Origin of the sequence: Pseudomonas sp. RL_15y_Pfl2_60, assembly GCF_963970595.1 — a bacterium.
GTDB lineage: Bacteria > Pseudomonadota > Gammaproteobacteria > Pseudomonadales > Pseudomonadaceae > Aquipseudomonas.
This window is the reverse complement of the sequence record NZ_CAXAOE010000002.1, coordinates 680169-699144: the sequence shown is the minus strand read 5'-3', so window position 1 is coordinate 699144 and position 18976 is coordinate 680169. Positions and strand designations below refer to the sequence as shown.

Sequence of the window (18976 nt, the reverse complement as noted above, 5' to 3'; positions counted from 1 at the left end):
GGCCTCAAGGCAGCTCTGGGCTGCTGTAGAACGCACTCAGGACCTTGACCAGGTGAGCCAGGTCATGGCTGCCGGCAAGCTCGCGGATTGAGTGCATGGCAAAGGTTGGCAAGCCGATATCAACGGTACGAACACCCAGTTGGCTTGCGGTGATCGGACCTATGGTCGAACCGCAGGCCATGTCGCTGCGCACCACAAAACTTTGCACCGGTACTTCATTTTCCAGGCACAGGTGCCGGAAAAAGCCCGCCGTTTCGCTGTTGGTCGCATAGCGCTGGTTGCTGTTGATCTTGATCACTGGACCGGCGTTAAGCTTTGGCCCGTGATTCTCATCATGTTTGTCTGGATAGTTCGGGTGGATACCGTGGGCATTGTCAGCCGATACCAGTAGCGAACGCTGGATAGTGCGCACGAAGTCCTGATCCTGGGGGATGACCCGGCGCAAGACTTGTTCGAGCATCGGGCCGTCGGCGCCACAGGCTGAGCTGGAGCCAATTTCTTCGTGATCGGTGCAGACCAGTACGCAGGTTTCGGCTTCACCGGCGCTGAGCAGCGCTTGCAATCCGGCGTAGCACGAAAGCAGGTTGTCCAGGCGCGCACCGGCGATGAAGTCGCGGTTGAGGCCGATTACCGCCGCTGGCTGGGTATCGTAGAAGCTCAGTTCGTAATCCAGTACCGCATCGGCATTCAAGCTGTGCTCAAGGGCCAGTTGATTGGCCAGCAGGGCACGGAAATCAACCGGCTCAGTGCCCGCTACCTGCGCCAATATAGGTGGCATCTCGGTTTGCTTGTTGATCTCCCAACCGCTGTTGGCTTCGCGGTTCAGGTGAATAGCCAGGTTGGGGATCACGGCGATTGGCAGTTCGAAGTTGATCAGCTGGCTTTCAACCTTACCGTCGCGGCGGAAGGTCACCCGGCCAGCCAGGGACAGGTCGCGGTCAAACCAGGGCGCAAGCAGTGCACCACCATAAATCTCTACGCCAAGTTGGAAAAAACCATGGCGCTGCAGCTCAGGGTGCGGTTTGACGCGCAAACATGGGCTGTCGGTATGGGCGCCGACCAGGCGAATACCCGCTTCGGTCAGTGGCCGCTTGCCCACTTTAAAGGCAATGATGGCGGAGTCGTTGCGAGTGACGTAGTACTGGCCACCTGCTTCGGTGTGCCAGGTATCGCGCTCGTCCAAACGCTGAAAGCCCGCTGCTTCTAAGCGAAGCGCAAGATTGGAAGTAGCATGGAAGGGCGTTGGCGATGCTTTTAGAAAGTCGATCAAGCCTTGATTCAGTTCGTCGCGCATAGGTACTCCTGACAGCAATTGCCAGAGTTTATCGGATTTGCGCGCGAGAAGGGATTAACTGACGCTAGCGGGTTGATAGTCGTGGGACATAAACCACGCTCAACAACTGGTTTTCGAGCATGCAGAATTGTCCGTTGACTTCACTGCCGGCGGGCCAGTGCTGATTCAAATCAACCAGCAGACGCAGGCGCGCCTGGCCTTGTGCGCCGTCGTCGCATTCGAGCAGCTCGGCATCTTCAAAGTAAAACCGAGTCAAAACCAGTGGGTACAGCGCCTTGAACAAGCTTTCTTTAAGCGAGAAGGTCAGGCTGACCCACCAGGCTTGTTCCTCTGCGCTGGCTTTGGCTATCCGGTGCATCTCGCGCGGGGTCAGGATTTCACTGGCCAGGCGCGCTGCGCGCTGCGTCTCCAGAGGCTGCTCTATGTCCAGGCCAAGCCCACGCCAATCGCTACGCTCGGCCACGATCGCCGCAGCCAGGCCATTGCCGTGTGAGATCGATCCGCAGACATCCAACGGCCAGACTGGAGAGCGATCCTCGCCAACGGCTGGCACCCCCGCGACACCGGTAACCTGACGCAGGGCTTCACGTGCGCAAAGGCGCCCGGCAAGGTATTCGGTTTGGCGCTTAGCAACACCGCGCACGGGAGCGATTGCACAGCGTTCAAAGGCCGATGGCTCAAATAACTCCGGGTCAAATCGCGTGCTGATTAGCTGCGTACCCGCCATTGGCAAGGGTAAAGGCCAACACGCAGTCAAGGGCGTGCAGCAATTCGGTAGGTAGTCTTTATTCATCTAAGCATTGTGCCCTGTGTGCAGCGCCCGATCTAGACAGGCTGCTGCAAATGGTGCTGATACAGATCCATTGTTTGGTGCAGGGGCGCAAGCTAGGTGCCGGCTGGACGAATCAGGTTGAAGCTGCGCTCGGTCAGGCTTGGGCTGCGGGTCGGCAAGATGCTGCGATCCAGGTCGCCCTTGAGGGTTTCGAACACATCAAGGGTAAAGACCCGGTTGCCGAAGAACCACGAATGGCTTTGATTGCCATGAAAGCCACTCGGTTGATCGGCCGCTTGCAGGGCTGTGCTTTGCAGCAGTGCCTGATGGTAAAGCGTGCAGTCAACATTGGCGCTGGTACGCGGTGCAAGCATGGGCAAGCCAATACGACCGGCGCGAGGGGCAACGCCTGCTCGCTTGACATTACTGAGCTTGAGTACGCTGTCGCCAAGGCTGAAGTAATTGGTCAGGCGCATGCAGTGGCGGTAAAGCGAATCGGTTGTGGCGTTGCCTTCGTTGAGCGATTGCGCTGAGATGTCCGCGCCAATGAAACAGAGTTGGCTGATCATCCAGCTGTTGTTTTCGAGGCGGGCATCGTCTGCGTCATCAAAGGCTTCACGCACCACATAGGCGCCCATGGAGTGCGCCAGGATATGGGTGTTGATTGCACAATCCGGGGTTTGCCTGGCCGCTAGCAGCGAGATCAGATCGGTGACCAGTTGCATTGCGCTTTGTTTGGCGTCGTGGCGGTCTTCAAGGTAACCGGCTGCTTTGTTGTCGCATGGCCAATCAAAGGACACCACCGCGCCTTTCCAGCCAACGGCGTGCAGGTCAGACTTGAGCTGGCGGTGGCGCGCCATTAGTTCGGCGGGACTATTGTTGTAGCCGTGGACGAAGATCAAGATGTCGCCGCGGTTTGCGCCTGTGCGCTCATCCACACCCCAGACCGCTTCAGCCAGCATTTGCTGCAGCCAGGCATTGATCCATGTGACGCCGGTACGCCCCTGTTCGGGCGCGGGCAGTTGCGGGGCATCGAGGATCAGGAATCGGGAAGGGCCAGGCTCGGCAATAAAGGCTCCTTGCCTGATGCGGCGTGCGCTGACGACGAAATCGCTCATCGTGAATCCTCCTGGATTGTGCCCTTGGCGTTCAAGCGCACAGACTCAGATTAGGAGGTTGTCAGGGCTGCGTCCAGCCGCTTGGCATCATGCGAGCTTGAGGGTCACAACGCCGAGCAAGATCACCATGCAAGACAGGATTCTGAGTAGTGGTAACGATTCCTTGAGGACCAGGCGGCCGATCAACAGGGCAAACAATACGCTGCTCTCACGCAGCGCAGACACCACGGCAACCGGGGCTAGCGTCATGGCCCAGATGACAATGCTGTAGGCAATAAGCGACATGACTCCGCCGCTCAAACCACCTTTCCAGTGCTGGCCCAGCTTGCCTAAAACTGCGGTGCCTCGCATCGCTACGAGGACCAACAGGGTTACCAGTCCATTGGTTGCAAACAGCCACATAGCGTAAGACAGCGCATCGCCATTGACCCGTGCGCCCACTGCGTCTGTAAGTGTGTAGGCAGCAATAAAGCTGGCGGTGGTGAGTGCGGTCAGGAGCAATGGGGTATTGAACGGGCTGTCTTTCTGGGTGCGCAGCGCCATCAGCCAGATGCCGGTGACCAAGATAAGCAGCCCACTGATTTGTCCCCAACTCAAGGTTTCGTGAAGCAGGGCGACGCCGATCAAGGCAACGATCAGCGGTGAGCTGCCCCGCGACAAGGGGTAGACCTGGCTCAGGTCGCCGTATTTATAGGCATGGGCGAGAAAACCGTTGTAACCGATATGCAGCAGTGCCGAGAGGATGATCCACGGCCAGGCAGCTGTTTCGGGCAGGGCCAGGAATGGCAGTGCGCAGGTGGCGGCAATCCCGGCGCCGATCTGGATCAGGCATACACTCAGGTAACGATCCAGACCAATCTTGATCAGGGCATTCCAGCCCGCATGCAGCATGGCTGCGGCCAGTACAGCGAAGAAAATGCTGCTATCCAAGCGCCTCTATCCTTATCACAACCCATTGCGTTACTTGCTCGGTGTGCCTGCAATCCTCATATGGAGACAGGCGTACAGGCAACGCCAGAGTGTACGCCTGTCGTTTGTCAATTTACCAACCCGGTACTCCGCTCATGCTGGGTAACTGGTGGGCAATACCCTTGTGGCAGTCAATACAGGTGGCTTCTCCGTTAGCCAGGGATGTGGAGTGCATCTTGGCCGCGCGCTTGCTTTGCTTGGTGAAATCCATGAAGTCGAAGTTGTGGCAGTTGCGGCATTCCAGCGAATCATTGGCTTTGAGCCGCTTCCACTCATGCTCGGCAAGCTCGCGGCGGTGGGCGAGAAATTTATCCCGGGTGTTGATGGTGCCGAAAATCTTGCCCCATACCTCTTTGGATGCCTGCATCTTGCGGGCGATCTTGTCTGTCCACTTGTGCGGCACGTGACAGTCAGGACAGGTGGCGCGCACCCCTGAACGGTTGCTGTAGTGAATGGTGGTCTTGAGTTCAGCGAATACGTTGTCACGCATCTCGTGGCACGAAGTACAAAACTGCTCGGTGTTGGTCACTTCCAGCGCGGTGTTGAAACCACCCCAGAAAATGATTCCCGCAATAAAGCCGCCAAGGGTTAGAAACCCCAAGCTGAAATGCAGGCTGGGGCGGCGCAGTGTGCGCCAGTAATCCTTGAGCCAGGCGAACAAAGATTTCATGGCGCCTCCTCAGGGATTCTTGTTGGTGGTTGAGGTTGCTTGCTTCAGCACTGTGTCGATGTCCTTGAAGCTGTTGCCGACCAGAGGCGGTGCGTCTTTCTGGGTAACATGGCATTGGTTGCAGAAGTAGCGCCGAGGCGATACGGCTGCCAAGGCCTGGCCGTCCCGATCCATGTAATGGGTGATGCTGATCATCGGCGCCTGGGTTATGGCGCTGTTGGCACGGCTGTGACATGACAGGCACTTGTTGCTGTTTTTATCCAGGTGATAGCCACGAATGCTGTGCGGGATCGTTGGCGGTTGCTCGGGGTAGTTACGCTCGCGCTTGATGTCCTTGTTTTCAGTGCTGCTGAGCTTGGGTGCGGCAAGATCCTGGCTCAAAGTGCCACCCGGCCGGCGACCGTCTGGCGCAGGCGCATCGAGTGGATAGTTGATGTCGCTGGCGACGGCAATACCAAAGACGGCGAGCAACAAAAGTGGCAGTAGGCGATAGCTCATGGCTGCATTCCTCAGGCCAAATTGACCAGTTCGATCTTCACCGCACATTTTTTGTAGTCGGTTTGTTTGGAGATCGGGTCGGTGGCATCCAGCGTGACTTTATTGATCAGTTTTCGAGCATCAAAGAAGGGCACGAACACCAGGCCTTGCGGTGGTTGGTTGCGTCCGCGGGTTTCGATGCGGGCGCGGGTTTCGCCACGGCGGCTGATGACCTTGACTTCGCTACCGCGCCGGGCCTTCATTGCTTTTGCATCATCTGGGTGCATGTAGACCACTGCGTCTGGCACGGCTTTGTGCAACTCCGGCACACGCTGGGTCATGGAGCCGGTGTGCCAGTGTTCAAGCACGCGGCCGGTGCAGAGCCAGAATGGGTATTCCTCATCCGGTGACTCTGCTGGCGGCTCGTAAGGCAGGGCGAAGATGATGGCCTTTTTATCGGCGTTGCCATAGAACTGCACTTCGCTGCCTTTTTCGACATAGGGGTCTGACCCTTCGCGGTAGCGCCAGAGTGTTTCCTTGCCGTCCACCACCGGCCAGCGCAGGCCACGTGCGTTGTGATAGTCGTCAAAGGGGGCGAGGTCATGGCCATGGCCACGGCCAAAGGCGGCGTATTCTTCAAACAGGCCTTTTTGCACATAGAAGCCAAACGCCTTGGCCTCATCGTTGAGATAGCCTTCTGCGAGCTGCTCGTTGGGGAACTGGTCGACATGGCCATTTTTGTAGAGCACCTCGAACAGCGACTTGCCTTTCAATTCCGGCTTTTTGGCCAACAGGTCTTCAGGCCAGACATCTTCGGTCTTGAAGCGCTTGGAAAACTCCATCAGTTGCCACAGATCCGACTTCGCATCACCCGGCGGGCTGACAAGTTGATGCCAGAACTGGGTGCGGCGTTCGGCGTTGCCGTATGCGCCTTCTTTCTCGACCCACATGGCGGTCGGCAATATCAGGTCGGCGGCTTGGGCTGATACGGTCGGGTAGGGGTCTGACACAATCACGAATACATCAGGATTGCGCCAGCCCGGCAGGACTTCCTGCATGATGTTGGGCCCGGCCTGCATGTTGTTGCTGGCCATGGTCCAGTACACCTTGAGTACCGAGTCTTTGAGCATGCGGCTCTGCTGCACCGCATGAAAGCCTGGTTTTTCCTGAATGGTCCCGGCAGGAAGCTTCCAGATTTTCTCGGCGGTCTCACGGTGCTTGGGATTGGTGACGACCAGGTCCGCTGGCAAACGGTGCGAGAAGGTCCCGACCTCGCGCGCGGTGCCACAGGCCGATGGCTGGCCGGTAAGCGAGAACGGGCTGTTGCCCGGTTCGCTGATCTTTCCGGTCAGCAAGTGAATGTTGTACACCATGTTGTTGGCCCAGACGCCACGGGTGTGCTGGTTAAAACCCATGGTCCAGAATGACACCACCTTGCGTTTTGGGTCGGCGTACAACTCGGCCAACTGCTGCAGTCGCTCAGCTGGCACGCCACTTTCTTTGGCCGCACGTTCAAGGGTGTAGGGTTTGACGAACTCGGCGTATTGCTCGAACGATATATCGTCCCAGGTGTTGGCCTTGTCGGCGTTCTTGGCTTGCATCTCCAGTGGGTTATCCGGGCGCAGGCCGTAACCGATATCTTCGGCGCCTTTGGCGAAACGGGTGTGCTTGCCGACAAAGTCCTTGTTCACTGCGCCAGACTGAATGATGTGATTGGCGATGTAGTTAAGAATCAGCAAGTCAGTCTGCGGCGTGAATACCATGGGGATATCAGCCAGCTCGAAACTGCGGTGCTCAAAGGTCGAAAGCACAGCCACTTTTACGTGAGGGTAGCTCAAGCGCCGGTCAGTCAGGCGACTCCACAAGATGGGGTGCATCTCCGCCATGTTTGAACCCCAAAGTACAAAGGCATCGGTGGCTTCAATGTCGTCATAGCAACCCATGGGTTCATCCATGCCAAAGGTGCGCATGAAGCCCATGACCGCTGAAGCCATGCAGTGGCGCGCGTTGGGGTCGATGTTGTTGCTGCGAAAACCGGCCTTCATCAACTTGTTGGCGGCGTAGCCTTCCCAGACGGTCCATTGGCCTGAACCAAACATGCCGAGCGCAGTGGGGCCGTCAGATTTGAGTGCTTGCTTGACCTTGGTTTCCATGATGTCGAAGGCTTGTTCCCAGCTGATTGGCTGGAACTCGCCTTGCTTGTCGAACTGGCCGTCTTTCATGCGCAGCATCGGCTGGGTCAGGCGGTCGGTGCCGTACATGATCTTTGACAAGAAGTAGCCTTTAACGCAGTTGAGACCGCGATTGACCTCGGCTTTCACATCACCATGGGTGGCCACGACCTGGTTGTCGCGCGTCGCCACCATCACACTGCAACCGGTACCGCAAAAGCGGCAGGGCGCCTTGTTCCAGTTCAGGGTGGTCATGTCAGATTCAGTGATCAGGTTCGAGGCCGTGGTAATAATTGGCAGGCCTGCTGCGGCGGCTGCTATGGCGGCGGCCTGTGCTTTGGCAAACTGACGACGTGTCAGGTCCATGGTGTTTCTCCTTCGCTGGCGAGGAGTTCGTGATAAACCAGAGCGGCATTCAAGACGCCGGGAATGTTGCTGATTTGATCGATGCGCTGGAGTATTTGCTGTTCATTGGTCGCCTCAATCACGACCACAAGCTTGCCGACAGGGCTTTCTTGATGCAGTTCAAGGTCAGGTAGCAAGCGCAAGTTGGCTTTGACCGCGGCAAATAATTCGGGGCGTGCGTGTACCAACAAACTGGCGATATGCAGGGATTCATCCATGTCACGTTGCTCCAGATTGAGCCTGTAACCGTTTTGAGTGAGACACGCTTAGGAAGGTGGGCCGGGCGGCCCAAGAAGCATCTGCATAAACCAGATGAAAAATCCGTAACCGCCAACAATAGCGACTGCTAGGGCCGGGAAAAGGCAGATGACAAGAAAGAGAAAAAGTCGGGTTTCCTTGCCCTTGCTGCCTTGGTCATCAGTTGGCTGATGCATACAGGCTCACTCCTCAAGAGGTGTGAGCAAAAGTCTAGACTTGCTTGAAAAGAGCGGGCTGATCCAGGTCAATAACCTGATAAATGGTAGGGATAAATGCGAGTGAGAAACTTTTAGTTTGTCATCGACCCGTCTAGAGCAGCAGTTGATGTAGATAGCATGCTAACATTTATCTGCGGCCAGTCAGGGGCCGTTCTTTGTGAGCAGCGAAATGTCCGATACAACTCTTGCCAGCCATCTGCAACAAGGCACCAGTGCCTATAAACGAGCCACTTTTGCATTATTTTGCGCGGGCTTTTCGACCTTTGCCTTGCTCTATTGCGTGCAACCCTTGCTGCCTTTATTGGCCAGCTCTTTCAGTGTGTCCGCCGCGGCCAGCAGCTTGGCGTTGTCGCTGACCACGCTGAGTCTTGCCGTCTGTTTGCTGGTCAGTGGCGCGCTTGCCGAAAGCTGGGGGCGCAAGCCAGTGATGGCTGTTGCGTTAGGGTTGGCCAGCTTGTTTGGAATTGCCTGTGCATTTGTCAGCGATTGGGATCATTTACTGATTTTACGCGCCTTGCTTGGCTTGGCGCTCAGTGGTCTGCCGGCCTTGGCGATGGCCTATGTTGGCGAGGAGTTCGATCCCAAAGCCCTGCCAGCAGCCATGGGCCTGTATATCGGCGGCACCGCTCTGGGTGGCTTGCTGGGGCGCTTGCTTGCCGGTTTTCTCAGTGATATTGGCGGCTGGCATTTGGCTTTGGCTGGGATTGGCTGCCTCGGTGTGCTGGGGCTTGGCTTGTTTATCTGGCTGTTGCCCGCATCGCGGCATTTTCAAGCGCAGTCCTTATCGCTCAAGGGGCTTTTGGGTAACTTCCGGTTGCATCTAGCCAACCCAGAACTTCGCCTGTTGTTCGGCATGGGATTCTTGCTGATGGGCGGCTTTGTCGCCATGTTCAACTATGTGGGTTTCCGTTTGGCGGCGGCGCCGTTCAACCTGTCATCGACTGTGATTGGCCTGCTGTTCACCGTCTATCTGGTGGGTATTTTCAGCGCGGGCTGGGCGGGCAGGTTGGTACCGCGCTTGGGGTCGCGCCAGGTCATGCAGGGCGGCATTGTGATCATGCTGATCGGCGTCGGCTTATGCGCCACGCCTTGGCTGGTGGCCGTGGTGATTGGTCTTGGGTTATTCACCCTCGGTTTTTTTGCCGCCCATGCGGTTGCCAGCGGCCAGGTAGGGCAGCGGGCAAAAGGTGCCAAGGCCCAAGCATCGGCACTGTACCTCTGCGCTTATTACCTGGGCTCAAGCGTGGTCGGTTACGTTGGCGGCTATGTTTGGGAACACGCGGGTTGGTTGGCATTGCTAGGTGTGCTGGCAGGATTGTTCATGGTCGCGGCGTGGCGTGCTCGACGGTTGTAGGCACCGGATTACTGCTCCAGAGAGCGGTATGCACCAGGCGTCAGGCCAGTCCATTTCTTAAAGGCACGGTGAAAAGCCGAGGGTTCTGAAAAGCCGAGCTGTTCGGCAATCAGTTGAATCGAAATTTCATTGCGGCTCAGGTGATAGATCGCCAGGTCGCGGCGCAGGTTGTCTTTCAACTCCTGAAAACTGCTGCCTTCTTCACGCAGGTGACGGCGCAAGGTTTGTGCGCTCATGTGAAGCCTCTGCGCCACATTCTCAAGGTCGGGCCATTCGCTGCAGTCCCGTCCGAGCAAGCGCCTGATCTGGCTGGTCAGGCTGTGTCCGCTGTCGGGGCGGGCCAGCAGGTCTGCCGGTGAGTGCTGCAGGAAATGCTTGAGCGTGCGTTCGTCCTGCAGCAAGGGCATCGCCAGATAGCGTTTGTGAAAGTACAGGCAAGTCCGTTGCGTATCGAAATGGCGCGGGCAGGGAAACAGCAGTTTGTATTGGGGTTCGTGCTCTGGTTTGGGGTAACTGAAGGTGGCTTGCTCCAGACGGATATGCTGGCCAATCAGCCAACTGCCCAGGCGATGCCAGATAACCAGTAATGACTCGACCAGAAAGTGCTCAGGATCATCCAGCCTTGAGTCGTCTACGGTGAGGCAAGCGAGCTCGCCTTCATGGCTGATCTGAATGCCCGGTGCTTCGGGAAACAAGCTATAAAACAGAGCGCCGCGACTCAGGGCCTTTTCCAGCGAACGGCAATGAATAATGGCGTGGCACATCATGGCGAAGGTGCCGCGTTTGCTCGGGTATCTGCCGAAACCGAGGTATTCGTCGTCGAGCAGTTCCCAAAGTCGCTGGATAAGCTGGGCGAACTGCTCCGGGGCGATGCGTGCTCTTGGTTCGTCGAGCAGCGCCGGTTGGATATTGAGTTGGCGCAGCAAGGCCGAACAGTCATAACCATGGCGCTTTGCACCGTTGATAGCGGCGCGAACAAAATGGCTGGCGATGGTTCGTTCGCTCATGAAACGGTTCCCTGATGACGGCTGCCCGATGGTGCCAGCCAGGCCCGGCAGGGACAAGCGTGCTGACGCGAGGATCATCAAGCATGCGCTGAAATGGCCGATTCAGCGCATGCTTTGCTATCAATCAGCGCCGATAAACACCAGGTCAGATGGGTTACCGACTTGCAGTCGCTGACGCGTTTCGCCCAGTTTCCCGCTCAGTGGATCACGGGCAATCACCAGCACCTCATTGCTGCCTTGGTTGGCAACCAACAACTGGTTTCCGCTGGGATCGATGCTGAACTCGCGCAGCTCTTTACCTTCTACGGCGTGCCGCTGCACCAGCTCAAGGCTTGTGCCTGTGGCAAATACCAGTATCTGGCTTACTGGCCCACGTGTGGCCACGTACAAGAATCGCCCATCCGCCGAATTGTGCAGGGCGCCCGCGGCATAAACTGCGGTCCCGATATCTGGCGGGTTGAGGTCGATAAGCTGTTGTTGGCTCAGTGTGCCTTGCGCATAGTCGAAGACCGCAAGCTGGTTACTCAACTCAAGCGTCAGGTAGGCACGCTTGCCATCCGCGCTGAACAGCAGGTGACGCGGGCCGCTGCCAGGCGGTAAGGCGGTCGAGCCAGCGGGGCTCAAGGGTTTATTCGAACCGGACCGGGGATTGTAGCGATAGGCAAATACCTGATCAGCGCCCAGGTCGCAGGCAAACAGATATTCTTGGTCAGGGCTCATCACCACCGCATGTACGTGTGAGCTGGCCTGGCGTTCTTTATTCACATGGCTGGGCGAGTGGTTGAAGCGCTGGCTTGGCGCGTGCAAGGTGCCATCAGGGCTCAGTGGTAAAACACTGAGGCTGCCGCCCGGATCAGGCTGAACCGCATAGTTGGCGACGAACATAAAGCGTTCGTCGGGACTCAGGCTGGCATGGGTTGGTTCATCACCGCCGCTATCGACGCGGTTGATTGGCGTGATCCTGTGGTTGTTCGACTCAATTGAAAAACTGCTGGCCTGGCCTATGTCAGCTGCTTGCCCCGGACCATTTTCGTTGACACTGAACAGCCTGGATTGATCCTTGGACAACAACAGGAACGATGGGTTGTCCGCACTGATGACCTGTTCGGGCTGGTCCTTGATACGACCTGTTTTAGCGTCGTAGCGATAACGATAAATGCCTTGGCTGGCACCTTGGGTGTAGCTGCCGATCAACAGGTCGTATGGGTTGGGCATGGCGGGGCTCGTGGTGCAGGCGCTTAGGCTGGAAATGCTTAGCAGCAGGGCGAAGGGTTTGAACATGCAGGCTCCTTGGCTGGCTTTTGCAGAAGGTCCTCAAGCCAAAAAAGGGCCTTGCGGCCCTCTTTTGATGTTGAAACAGCTGGTCTGAGCGCTGTTATTTTTTCGGCAGTGCAAAGGCCATTACATAATCGCCTTGCTTAGTGCCGAGCGAACCGTGACCACCGGCAACCACCAGCACATACTGACGACCGTCTTTACCGGTGTAGGTCATCGGCGTGGTCTGGCCGCCAGCAGGTAGGCGACCTTCCCAAAGCTGCTTGCCGTTACGCACGTCGTAGGCACGCAGATACTGGTCGAGCGTACCGCTGAGGAAGGCAACGCCAGCTTCAGTGGTGATGGTTCCACCCAGGCTTGGCACGCCCATCGGCAGCGGCAAGGGAACAGGCGAGCTGTCACGAACCGTACCGTTCTTGTGCTGCCAGATAACCTGGTGATTGGTCAGGTCGACCGCCGCGATATAGCCCCAAGGTGGCGACTGGCATGGCAGGCCCAGTTGCGACAGCAGTGGCTGCAGAATCACGCCATAGGGCGCGCCTTTGTTTGGCTGCACGCCTTCGGTCTCACTCTTGCGCGCCGGGCCGCCTTCAACGGCTTCGCTCGGTACCAGTTGTGAGGTAAACGCCATGTAGTTCGGGTTTACGATGGCAATCTGACGCTCGGGATCAACGGAAATACCGCCCCAGTCGAACACGCCAAAGTTGCCGGGATAGACAATTGAGCCTTGCAGCGATGGCGGGGTGTAGATGCCTTCGTAGCGCAGTGACTTGAACTGGATGCGGCAAAGCATCTGGTCAAATGGCGTGCCGCCCCACATGTCCTTCTCAGTCAGGGTTTTCGGCATAAAGTGGAGGTCCGACATGGGTTGCGTCGGCGAAGTGAAGTCGCCCTCGACGGCGCCCTGTGGAACCGGTACTTCCTTGACTGGAACAATAGGCTTGCCCGTCGCACGGTCAAGCACATAGATGCTGCCTTGCTTGGTCGAGGCCATCAGCGCGGGCTTAACGCCATCGGCTGTCTTGATGTCGACCAGGGTTGGCTGGCCTCCAATGTCCATGTCCCACAAGTCGTGATGGGTCATCTGGAAAGTCCAGCTGACTTTACCGGTCTTGATATCCAGCGCTGTCACGCCAGCGCTGTAGGTTTCTGATGCCTCAGAGCGGTTGCCACCCCATTGGTCGGGCATCTGGTTGCCCATCGGCAGATAGAGCAGGCCGAGCTTGTCGTCGATGCTCATCACCGACCACATGTTCGGCGAGTTGCGAGTGTAGGTTTCACCTTCGGCGATCGGTGCAGTGGCATCCGGTTTGCCGCTGTCCCAATTCCACACCAGATGGCCATCTTTGGCGTCGTAGGCGCGAATGACCCCGGAAGGCTCGTCGACCGACAGGTTGTCAGTCACGTGGCCGCCAATGATCACCAAGTCGCCACTGACGCCAGGAGGCGAAGTGGAGTAGTAACCGCCTGGGGTAAAGCTGCCCATGTTGGCGGTCAGGTCAACGGTGCCATTGTCGCCAAAGTCGCTGCAGACCTTACCGGTGTCGGCGTTGATCGCCATCAGGCGGGTGTCGGCTGTAGGCAGGAACAAACGGCGTGGGCAGGCGTTCTGCTCAGGTGAAGTACCGGCTTGAGCTGCGCTCTTGTCTTCGTGATAGGCAACCCCACGGCAGGTCATATGCGCCCAGCCTTTGAAGCTATCAGCATTTTGCGTGCTGAGTTTGGGGTCAAAGCGCCAGATTTCCTTGCCACTGTCTGGGTCGAGTGCAATCACCTGGCTATGCGGTGTGCAGACATAGAGCATGCCGTTGACTTTGAGTGGGGTGTTTTCAGCTGTGGTTTCCTGCGGGTCGTTTGGTCCTGGAATGTCACCTGTACGGTAAGACCAGGCCAGCTCTAGCTGATTGGCATTTTCTGGGGTGATCTGGCCCAGCGGTGAGTAGCGGTCACCAAAGCTGGTGCGGCCGTATGCTTGCCAATCGCCGTCAGGCATTTGTGGCGCAGCACTTTTTACATCAGTGCTGGCGCGGCTCAGTTCGCCCTTGATTTCACCGTTATACCCGGTGAACTGGCTGGCAACCGCCACGGCTCCGGCCAGCACCACCGAGGCACCGAGCAGGCCGTTGGCCAAGCCGACAGGTTGCGGTTGTAGCGGGCGACGTAGCCAGGGTAGCCACAGCACCAAGCCGATAGCGAACCACAACGACAGGCGTGGCACCAGTTGCCACCAGTCAAGGCCAACTTCCCAAAGCGCCCAGCCAGTGCTGGCGAACAGGAAAATCGCGTAAATAATGATCACTGCCGGATGCAGCCGGAACAGGAAGAAGCCGCTGAGGCTAACGCCGATGCCAGCGAGCAAGTAATACCAGGAACCACCCAGCAGGCCGAGGCGGATGCCTCCAATCAGTAATGCCAAGCCCATGATGAGCAAAAGCCCGGCCAATAATTTGGCGGGTATTCGGCCGCGATTCCGTGCACCTGCAGTGCGCATATACAAGCTCCTGTTTGGGGATTAACAAGGGTGTTAACAGTTTGGCATCGATACAGATTATCGGAATGCCTGAACTGCGATTGGTTCAGTGCTGTAGAGCATTTTGCTATCACGCGCACTGTTAAATCGCTGTTCGTAATAGTTTGTCACAGCTGTCCATAATACCTGACAGAAACAGTCAATGCAGGCTGAGCACATGCGTCATTGAGGCGCTTATATACTGAGTCTAGGCTGAGCAGGCACTGTATTGGCAGTATAGGTGTGGCCAAGCCTGCATCACCATGACTGTGTCGAGCACAATAATCAGACCCAAGGAGTTGCAATGACCGGTCCGCTTGCTTCGTTAAAAGTATTGGATTTTTCGACCTTGCTTCCGGGGCCATTTGCCTCGCTGCTATTGGCTGACATGGGCGCGCAGGTAGTGCGGGTTGAGTCGCCAACGCGGACCGATCTTGTGCGTGTGTTGCCGCCTCATGTTGATGGGGTTTCAGCCAGTCATGCTTACCTTAACCGTAACAAGCGCAGCATTGCCCTGGACTTGAAGCAAGCCGCTGCGGTTGAGGTGGTCAAGCAGTTGGTTGTCGATTATGACATTGTGCTTGAACAGTTCCGGCCCGGGGTGATGGATAAGCTCGGGGTTGGCTATGCAGCCTTGAAGGCGATAAACCCCAGGCTGATCTATGTCTCCATTACCGGTTACGGGCAAACCGGGCCTTACAAGGACCGTGCGGGACACGATATCAACTATCTGGCCCTGGCGGGGGTTGCCAGTTACACCGGGCGCAGCGAGTCCGGGCCTTTGCCGCTAGGCGTGCAGCTTGCTGATCTAGCAGGCGGCTCGCTGCATGGCGTGATGGGGCTTTTAGCGGCGGTGATCCAGCGCAATGTTACAGGCGAAGGCCAGTATGTAGATATCAGCATGACGGACTGCGCGTTCAGCCTCAATGCCATGGCGGGTGCGGGCTATTTAGCCGCAGGTGTTGAGCCGGAAATGCAAAAGCAGGCGCTCAATGGCGGCAGTTTCTATGACTACTACCGCACCCGGGACGGGCGTTGGATTTCGGTGGGCAGTCTGGAACCGCAATTTATGCAGCAGTTTTGTGCTGCAATTGGCCGTCCCGAGTTGGCAGCATCGGGTTTGTCGGCAAAGCCCGAAGAGCAGCAGGCGCTCAAGCGCGAGTTGGAGATCGAATTCGAGAAGCACGATTTCGAGGAGCTATGCCAGCGTTTTGCGCAAATCGATGCCTGTGTCGAGCCGATGCTGAGCTTTTCCGAGGCCTGTGAGCATCCGCAGGCAAAGGCCCGCGGCTTGGTCACAGAAGTGCCGCGTGAAGGCCTGGCGGCGCAAAAACAGTTAGCGTGTCCGATCAAGTTCTCTGCTGGACTGCCCGCACCCCGGCATGTTGGGGTTGAGGTTGGCGCGCATACCGCTCAAGTGCTCGCTGAACTGGGTTACAGCGAGCAGCAAATCGCAGATCTAAAGGCCAGCAAAGCTGCAATATGAGCCGCAAGCCATTTGGTGCAGGGGTTGGCTGAGCCTGAATACGCCACGGCTCAGCGATTCCCTAGTTCTTGGTCAGGGTCATCAGCACGTCGGCGTACCAGGTGCAGTTGAGCCCCAAGGCCTCATCCAGTTCAAGGTCGCGGGTGCCGACATCCAGACGTGCCGAGTGGATGCCCAGCAGCACCCAGGGTAATCCGCCAAGACTGTCCTTTTGCTCCGAGGTGGCACGCATTACCACCGGTGCCCCACTGATGCCGCGGTGGGTGCGGGCATCGCTCAAGAAGTAGCCTTCGCCCTGGAACCTGAGACCGAACGATGATGCGATAACCGCCTGCCTGACCACGGGAATGTGGTGCAAGGTGTCGTGGAAACCCAGTGGAAAGCCAACCACCAGCATTGAACTGCCGACTTCGACCTGGTCCAGCGAATGCTGCAAGTGCGCCGGGGTGTAGGCCTGATAGAACATTTGCTCGGGCAGGGCGGTGCGGTCGAGCTCGATGACCGCGACATCAATTTCCCCCGTGGCATCCTCTGCCTGGCGCCAGATGCTTTTGCCATCCAGGTACAAGGGGATCGAGAAACCGATTGACTGTGCAATGTTGTCTGGATCGGTGTGCAGCTCGATTTCAATGCGATTGGGGTAATGCTCGGTTGCTGCATCGACCACCACATGTCGACTGGTCACCAAAAAAAGTCGATTATCACGCTCGAAGTAAAAGCCTGTGGCGTTGGTCAGGTGACGTTCCTGGTCAAAGGTCGATAAGCGAGTGGCCGTCAGCAAAATGGGTTCGATCATTAGCCTGTCCTTGCGCAAAGAAAAAGTGAGTATGCACCTTGCGGGCATGCATGGGGGTTTGACGGGCATTTTGCGCAATAGTGCCGGTCAGGCCGCAACCTAGCGATTTGGCTCGGCTGCAATTGGCTGCCATCCAGGCCTGTGCGAAAAACAACAGCGCGGCGTTGCGGGGATTATTCGACGCGTTGCTCACCGGTGAAGCTCAGCGTCACCCGGCAGCGCCGACAGAAATAGCGCCGACCTTTGGCGACCAGCGCATGGCGTTGGGCCGAAAAGGGGAATTCACCCTTGCTGTCCGGGCAGGTGCAACGGTAGATATAACGCTGCACCTGGCGCCGCTGGACTTCATAGCTGTGGCAGCGGTGGGGCGGCAGTTCGTAAACGCCGCGCATGATCAGTTGCCACTCTTCGCCATGGGCCTGGATGCTCAAGCCAAACAGATGGTGGGCAATCAGGTGGGCGACTTCGTGGGCGACGGTTTGTTTTAGAAAATCTTGCTGATTTTCACGGTAGAGCTGCAGGTTGAAACGCAGCTTATTCTCCGTGAGGTGGGCGACTCCAGCCTTTTGTCCGCGCAGCTTGAAACTGACTTCCGGGCGCGGGAAAGGTCGCTTGAAGAAGGCCTCAGCTTGTAAGTAACAGGCTTCTACACGGTCGTGGATCTGCTCGGGCATTGGCTTCACAGCAACTAATCAGAGCCCCGATTATGCCCGTGCCTAGCTGTTTCAGCAGCTATTAAGCGACGAAACCACCGGTTGGTGGTTTCGTCAGTGGTTTTCAGCTAGTGATCAGTTGGTGTATTCAGGGCCAATTCCCAATCCCCAGAAGATGACCGATGCGGCGATCATTGCTACCAGCACCACCAAGCCAACGGCGAGCACTGAACTTGAGAACATAAAGCCCTCATCCTCGGGAATGCTCATAAAGGTTGGAATACCGACGTAGAGCAAGTAAACCGTGTAGCAAATGGCAACGGTGCCGAGCACCAAACCCAGCCACATATGCGGATAAAGCGCAGCCAAACCTCCTATGAATAGCGGGGTCGCGGTATACGCGGCGAACACCACGCAGCGGGTGAATGATGGCGTGGCGTCATAGGTGCGTGCCATCCAATGGATAAACGCGCCCATGACTGCAACCCCGGCAAGCATGGCGATGTAGGACATTATGGTGAGATACAGGGCGCTGCTTTCGGTCAGCATCACCGGTTCGCGCTGGCCGATGGACCAGCCAACCTGCGTGGTTCCGATATAGGCCGATACTGCGGGAATGGCTGCAAGCACCAGTACATGGGTGAGATACATGTGGCTGATGGATTCTTCCTCGCCACGTATTTCTTGCCATTCTTGGTCGGGATGGGTGAAGAGCCCCCAAACATGGTGGATCATACCAGGCACCTCCTCTTGTTATCCGATCGCCCCCCAGCGAAGTGCCCGAGACGCATGAGCAGCGTTGCCGGGTACAGGCCAATTTAAATGCGACCGTATGTCGCAGTATAGGCAGAGGCTGGCGATCATGAGGGGTATTGGCTTAGAGCAAATTGCTCTGTACAGCTCACTGGTAATAGCGCGTAAGAATTTCCATGGCTTTGTTGATCGACTGCAACCGCTCGGTATTGCCGCCCCGGTCCGGGTGGTGGATGCTGACCAACTGTCGATAGCGCTGCTTGATTCGCGCAAGATCGAGGGCTTCAGCGCTGTGTTGAAGTTCGAATAGCTCAAGTGCAGCCAATTTCTCATCGCCACCTTGCATTCGCGTCCAGAAACTCGCCAATAACTTTTCAACATCGCGCTCTTCCATTCCGCGCAAGTTGGCCATATCCAGGTAATAGCTGCGCAAGGGGTCGTGCTCGCCCAGGTTTTGCTCGCCTGGGTGCAGATTGTCCGGATAGGGCCGTAGCTCGATCAAGATTGCGCTGATGTGCAGCTCGGCAGCCTGTTCACGCCAAAGCTGATCACGCAGTCGATAGAGTGCGTTAAACAGCACAAAATGTGTGCGAAACAAAGCCAGCTTGTCGGTTAGCGGCAAATTGGGAATGTGCGTTGAATGCAGGGCTTTTAGCTGCTGGATGAGCGCGTACTCGCTCAGCCCTTCGGGTGCGGCCTTTAGCAGGCCCAGCACCTGCTCGGATAAATCGAGTGTTGGATCAAGGGCTTCAGTCATGGGCTAAGCCTACCAACTGTGCCGCCCGCTGGCA

General features: G+C 57.1%; 18 protein-coding genes. 2 read left to right on the top strand and 16 right to left on the bottom strand.

What is annotated here, in order from left to right; all coding sequences use genetic code 11:
* Positions 1-4: 4 nt before the first annotated feature.
* From AACY26_RS08330 to AACY26_RS08290, 9 genes are all read right to left on the bottom strand, one after another.
* Positions 5-1294 carry a M18 family aminopeptidase gene (locus tag AACY26_RS08330; RefSeq protein WP_339512869.1) on the bottom strand — a complete coding sequence of 430 codons (1290 nt, stop codon included), beginning with the start codon at positions 1292-1294 and terminating at the stop codon, positions 5-7.
* A gap of 64 nt (positions 1295-1358) precedes the next feature.
* Positions 1359-2087, bottom strand: a complete 729-nt coding sequence (locus tag AACY26_RS08325; RefSeq protein WP_339512867.1) for a 4'-phosphopantetheinyl transferase family protein — start codon at positions 2085-2087, stop codon at positions 1359-1361.
* A 92-nt stretch (positions 2088-2179) separates the two neighbouring features.
* The gene (locus tag AACY26_RS08320) at positions 2180-3184 is read right to left on the bottom strand and encodes an alpha/beta hydrolase (protein ID WP_339512865.1); all 1005 of its coding nucleotides are present in this window, start codon (positions 3182-3184) and stop codon (positions 2180-2182) included.
* Between the two features lie 87 nt (positions 3185-3271).
* Positions 3272-4114, bottom strand: coding sequence for an EamA family transporter (locus AACY26_RS08315; protein WP_339512863.1), 843 nt, complete (start codon positions 4112-4114; stop codon positions 3272-3274).
* A gap of 112 nt (positions 4115-4226) precedes the next feature.
* Positions 4227-4823 (bottom strand): cytochrome c3 family protein, encoded by a 597-nt coding sequence (locus AACY26_RS08310; RefSeq protein ID WP_339512861.1) that lies wholly within the window; start codon positions 4821-4823, stop codon positions 4227-4229.
* 9 nt (positions 4824-4832) lie between these two features.
* Positions 4833-5321, bottom strand: coding sequence for a nitrate reductase cytochrome c-type subunit (locus tag AACY26_RS08305; protein ID WP_339512859.1), 489 nt, complete (start codon positions 5319-5321; stop codon positions 4833-4835).
* Between the two features lie 11 nt (positions 5322-5332).
* Positions 5333-7837 carry a nitrate reductase catalytic subunit NapA gene (napA, locus tag AACY26_RS08300; RefSeq protein WP_339512857.1) on the bottom strand — a complete coding sequence of 835 codons (2505 nt, stop codon included), beginning with the start codon at positions 7835-7837 and terminating at the stop codon, positions 5333-5335.
* The gene (locus tag AACY26_RS08295; RefSeq protein WP_339512855.1) at positions 7828-8094 is read right to left on the bottom strand and encodes a chaperone NapD; all 267 of its coding nucleotides are present in this window, start codon (positions 8092-8094) and stop codon (positions 7828-7830) included. The genes napA and AACY26_RS08295 overlap by 10 nt, the downstream gene beginning before the upstream one ends.
* A 48-nt stretch (positions 8095-8142) precedes the next feature.
* Positions 8143-8310: a periplasmic nitrate reductase, NapE protein gene (locus AACY26_RS08290; RefSeq protein ID WP_339512853.1), complete on the bottom strand. Its 168-nt coding sequence runs from the start codon at positions 8308-8310 to the stop codon at positions 8143-8145.
* A gap of 211 nt (positions 8311-8521) precedes the next feature.
* Between AACY26_RS08290 and AACY26_RS08285 the strand changes: the two genes are divergently transcribed.
* Positions 8522-9706, top strand: coding sequence for an MFS transporter (locus tag AACY26_RS08285; RefSeq protein ID WP_339512851.1), 1185 nt, complete (start codon positions 8522-8524; stop codon positions 9704-9706).
* Between the two features lie 8 nt (positions 9707-9714).
* Here the strand turns inward: AACY26_RS08285 and AACY26_RS08280 are convergent, their stop codons facing one another.
* From AACY26_RS08280 to AACY26_RS08270, 3 genes are all read right to left on the bottom strand, one after another.
* Complete coding sequence (locus AACY26_RS08280; RefSeq protein WP_339512849.1) at positions 9715-10713, bottom strand: AraC family transcriptional regulator; 999 nt, start codon at positions 10711-10713, stop codon at positions 9715-9717.
* A gap of 120 nt (positions 10714-10833) precedes the next feature.
* Complete coding sequence (locus AACY26_RS08275) at positions 10834-11994, bottom strand: lactonase family protein (RefSeq protein WP_339512847.1); 1161 nt, start codon at positions 11992-11994, stop codon at positions 10834-10836.
* A gap of 94 nt (positions 11995-12088) precedes the next feature.
* On the bottom strand, positions 12089-14479 hold the full coding sequence (locus tag AACY26_RS08270; protein ID WP_339512845.1) for a glucose/quinate/shikimate family membrane-bound PQQ-dependent dehydrogenase: 2391 nt from the start codon (positions 14477-14479) through the stop codon (positions 12089-12091).
* Positions 14480-14801: 322 nt separating this feature from the next.
* On the opposite strand from AACY26_RS08270, the gene AACY26_RS08265 reads away from it, so the two are divergent.
* Positions 14802-15983: a CaiB/BaiF CoA transferase family protein gene (locus tag AACY26_RS08265; RefSeq protein ID WP_339512843.1), complete on the top strand. Its 1182-nt coding sequence runs from the start codon at positions 14802-14804 to the stop codon at positions 15981-15983.
* Positions 15984-16044: 61 nt separating this feature from the next.
* Here the strand turns inward: AACY26_RS08265 and AACY26_RS08260 are convergent, their stop codons facing one another.
* The 4 genes from AACY26_RS08260 to AACY26_RS08245 form a co-directional block, all read right to left on the bottom strand.
* Positions 16045-16779 carry a S1 family peptidase gene (locus AACY26_RS08260; RefSeq protein ID WP_339512841.1) on the bottom strand — a complete coding sequence of 245 codons (735 nt, stop codon included), beginning with the start codon at positions 16777-16779 and terminating at the stop codon, positions 16045-16047.
* Positions 16780-16952: 173 nt separating this feature from the next.
* Positions 16953-17453 (bottom strand): SprT family zinc-dependent metalloprotease, encoded by a 501-nt coding sequence (locus AACY26_RS08255; protein WP_339512839.1) that lies wholly within the window; start codon positions 17451-17453, stop codon positions 16953-16955.
* Between the two features lie 114 nt (positions 17454-17567).
* A complete protein-coding gene (locus AACY26_RS08250) occupies positions 17568-18167 on the bottom strand; it encodes a Yip1 family protein (protein WP_339512838.1) in 600 nt (199 codons plus the stop codon).
* 166 nt (positions 18168-18333) lie between these two features.
* The gene (locus tag AACY26_RS08245) at positions 18334-18942 is read right to left on the bottom strand and encodes a DNA-J related domain-containing protein (protein WP_339512837.1); all 609 of its coding nucleotides are present in this window, start codon (positions 18940-18942) and stop codon (positions 18334-18336) included.
* Positions 18943-18976: the final 34 nt, after the last annotated feature.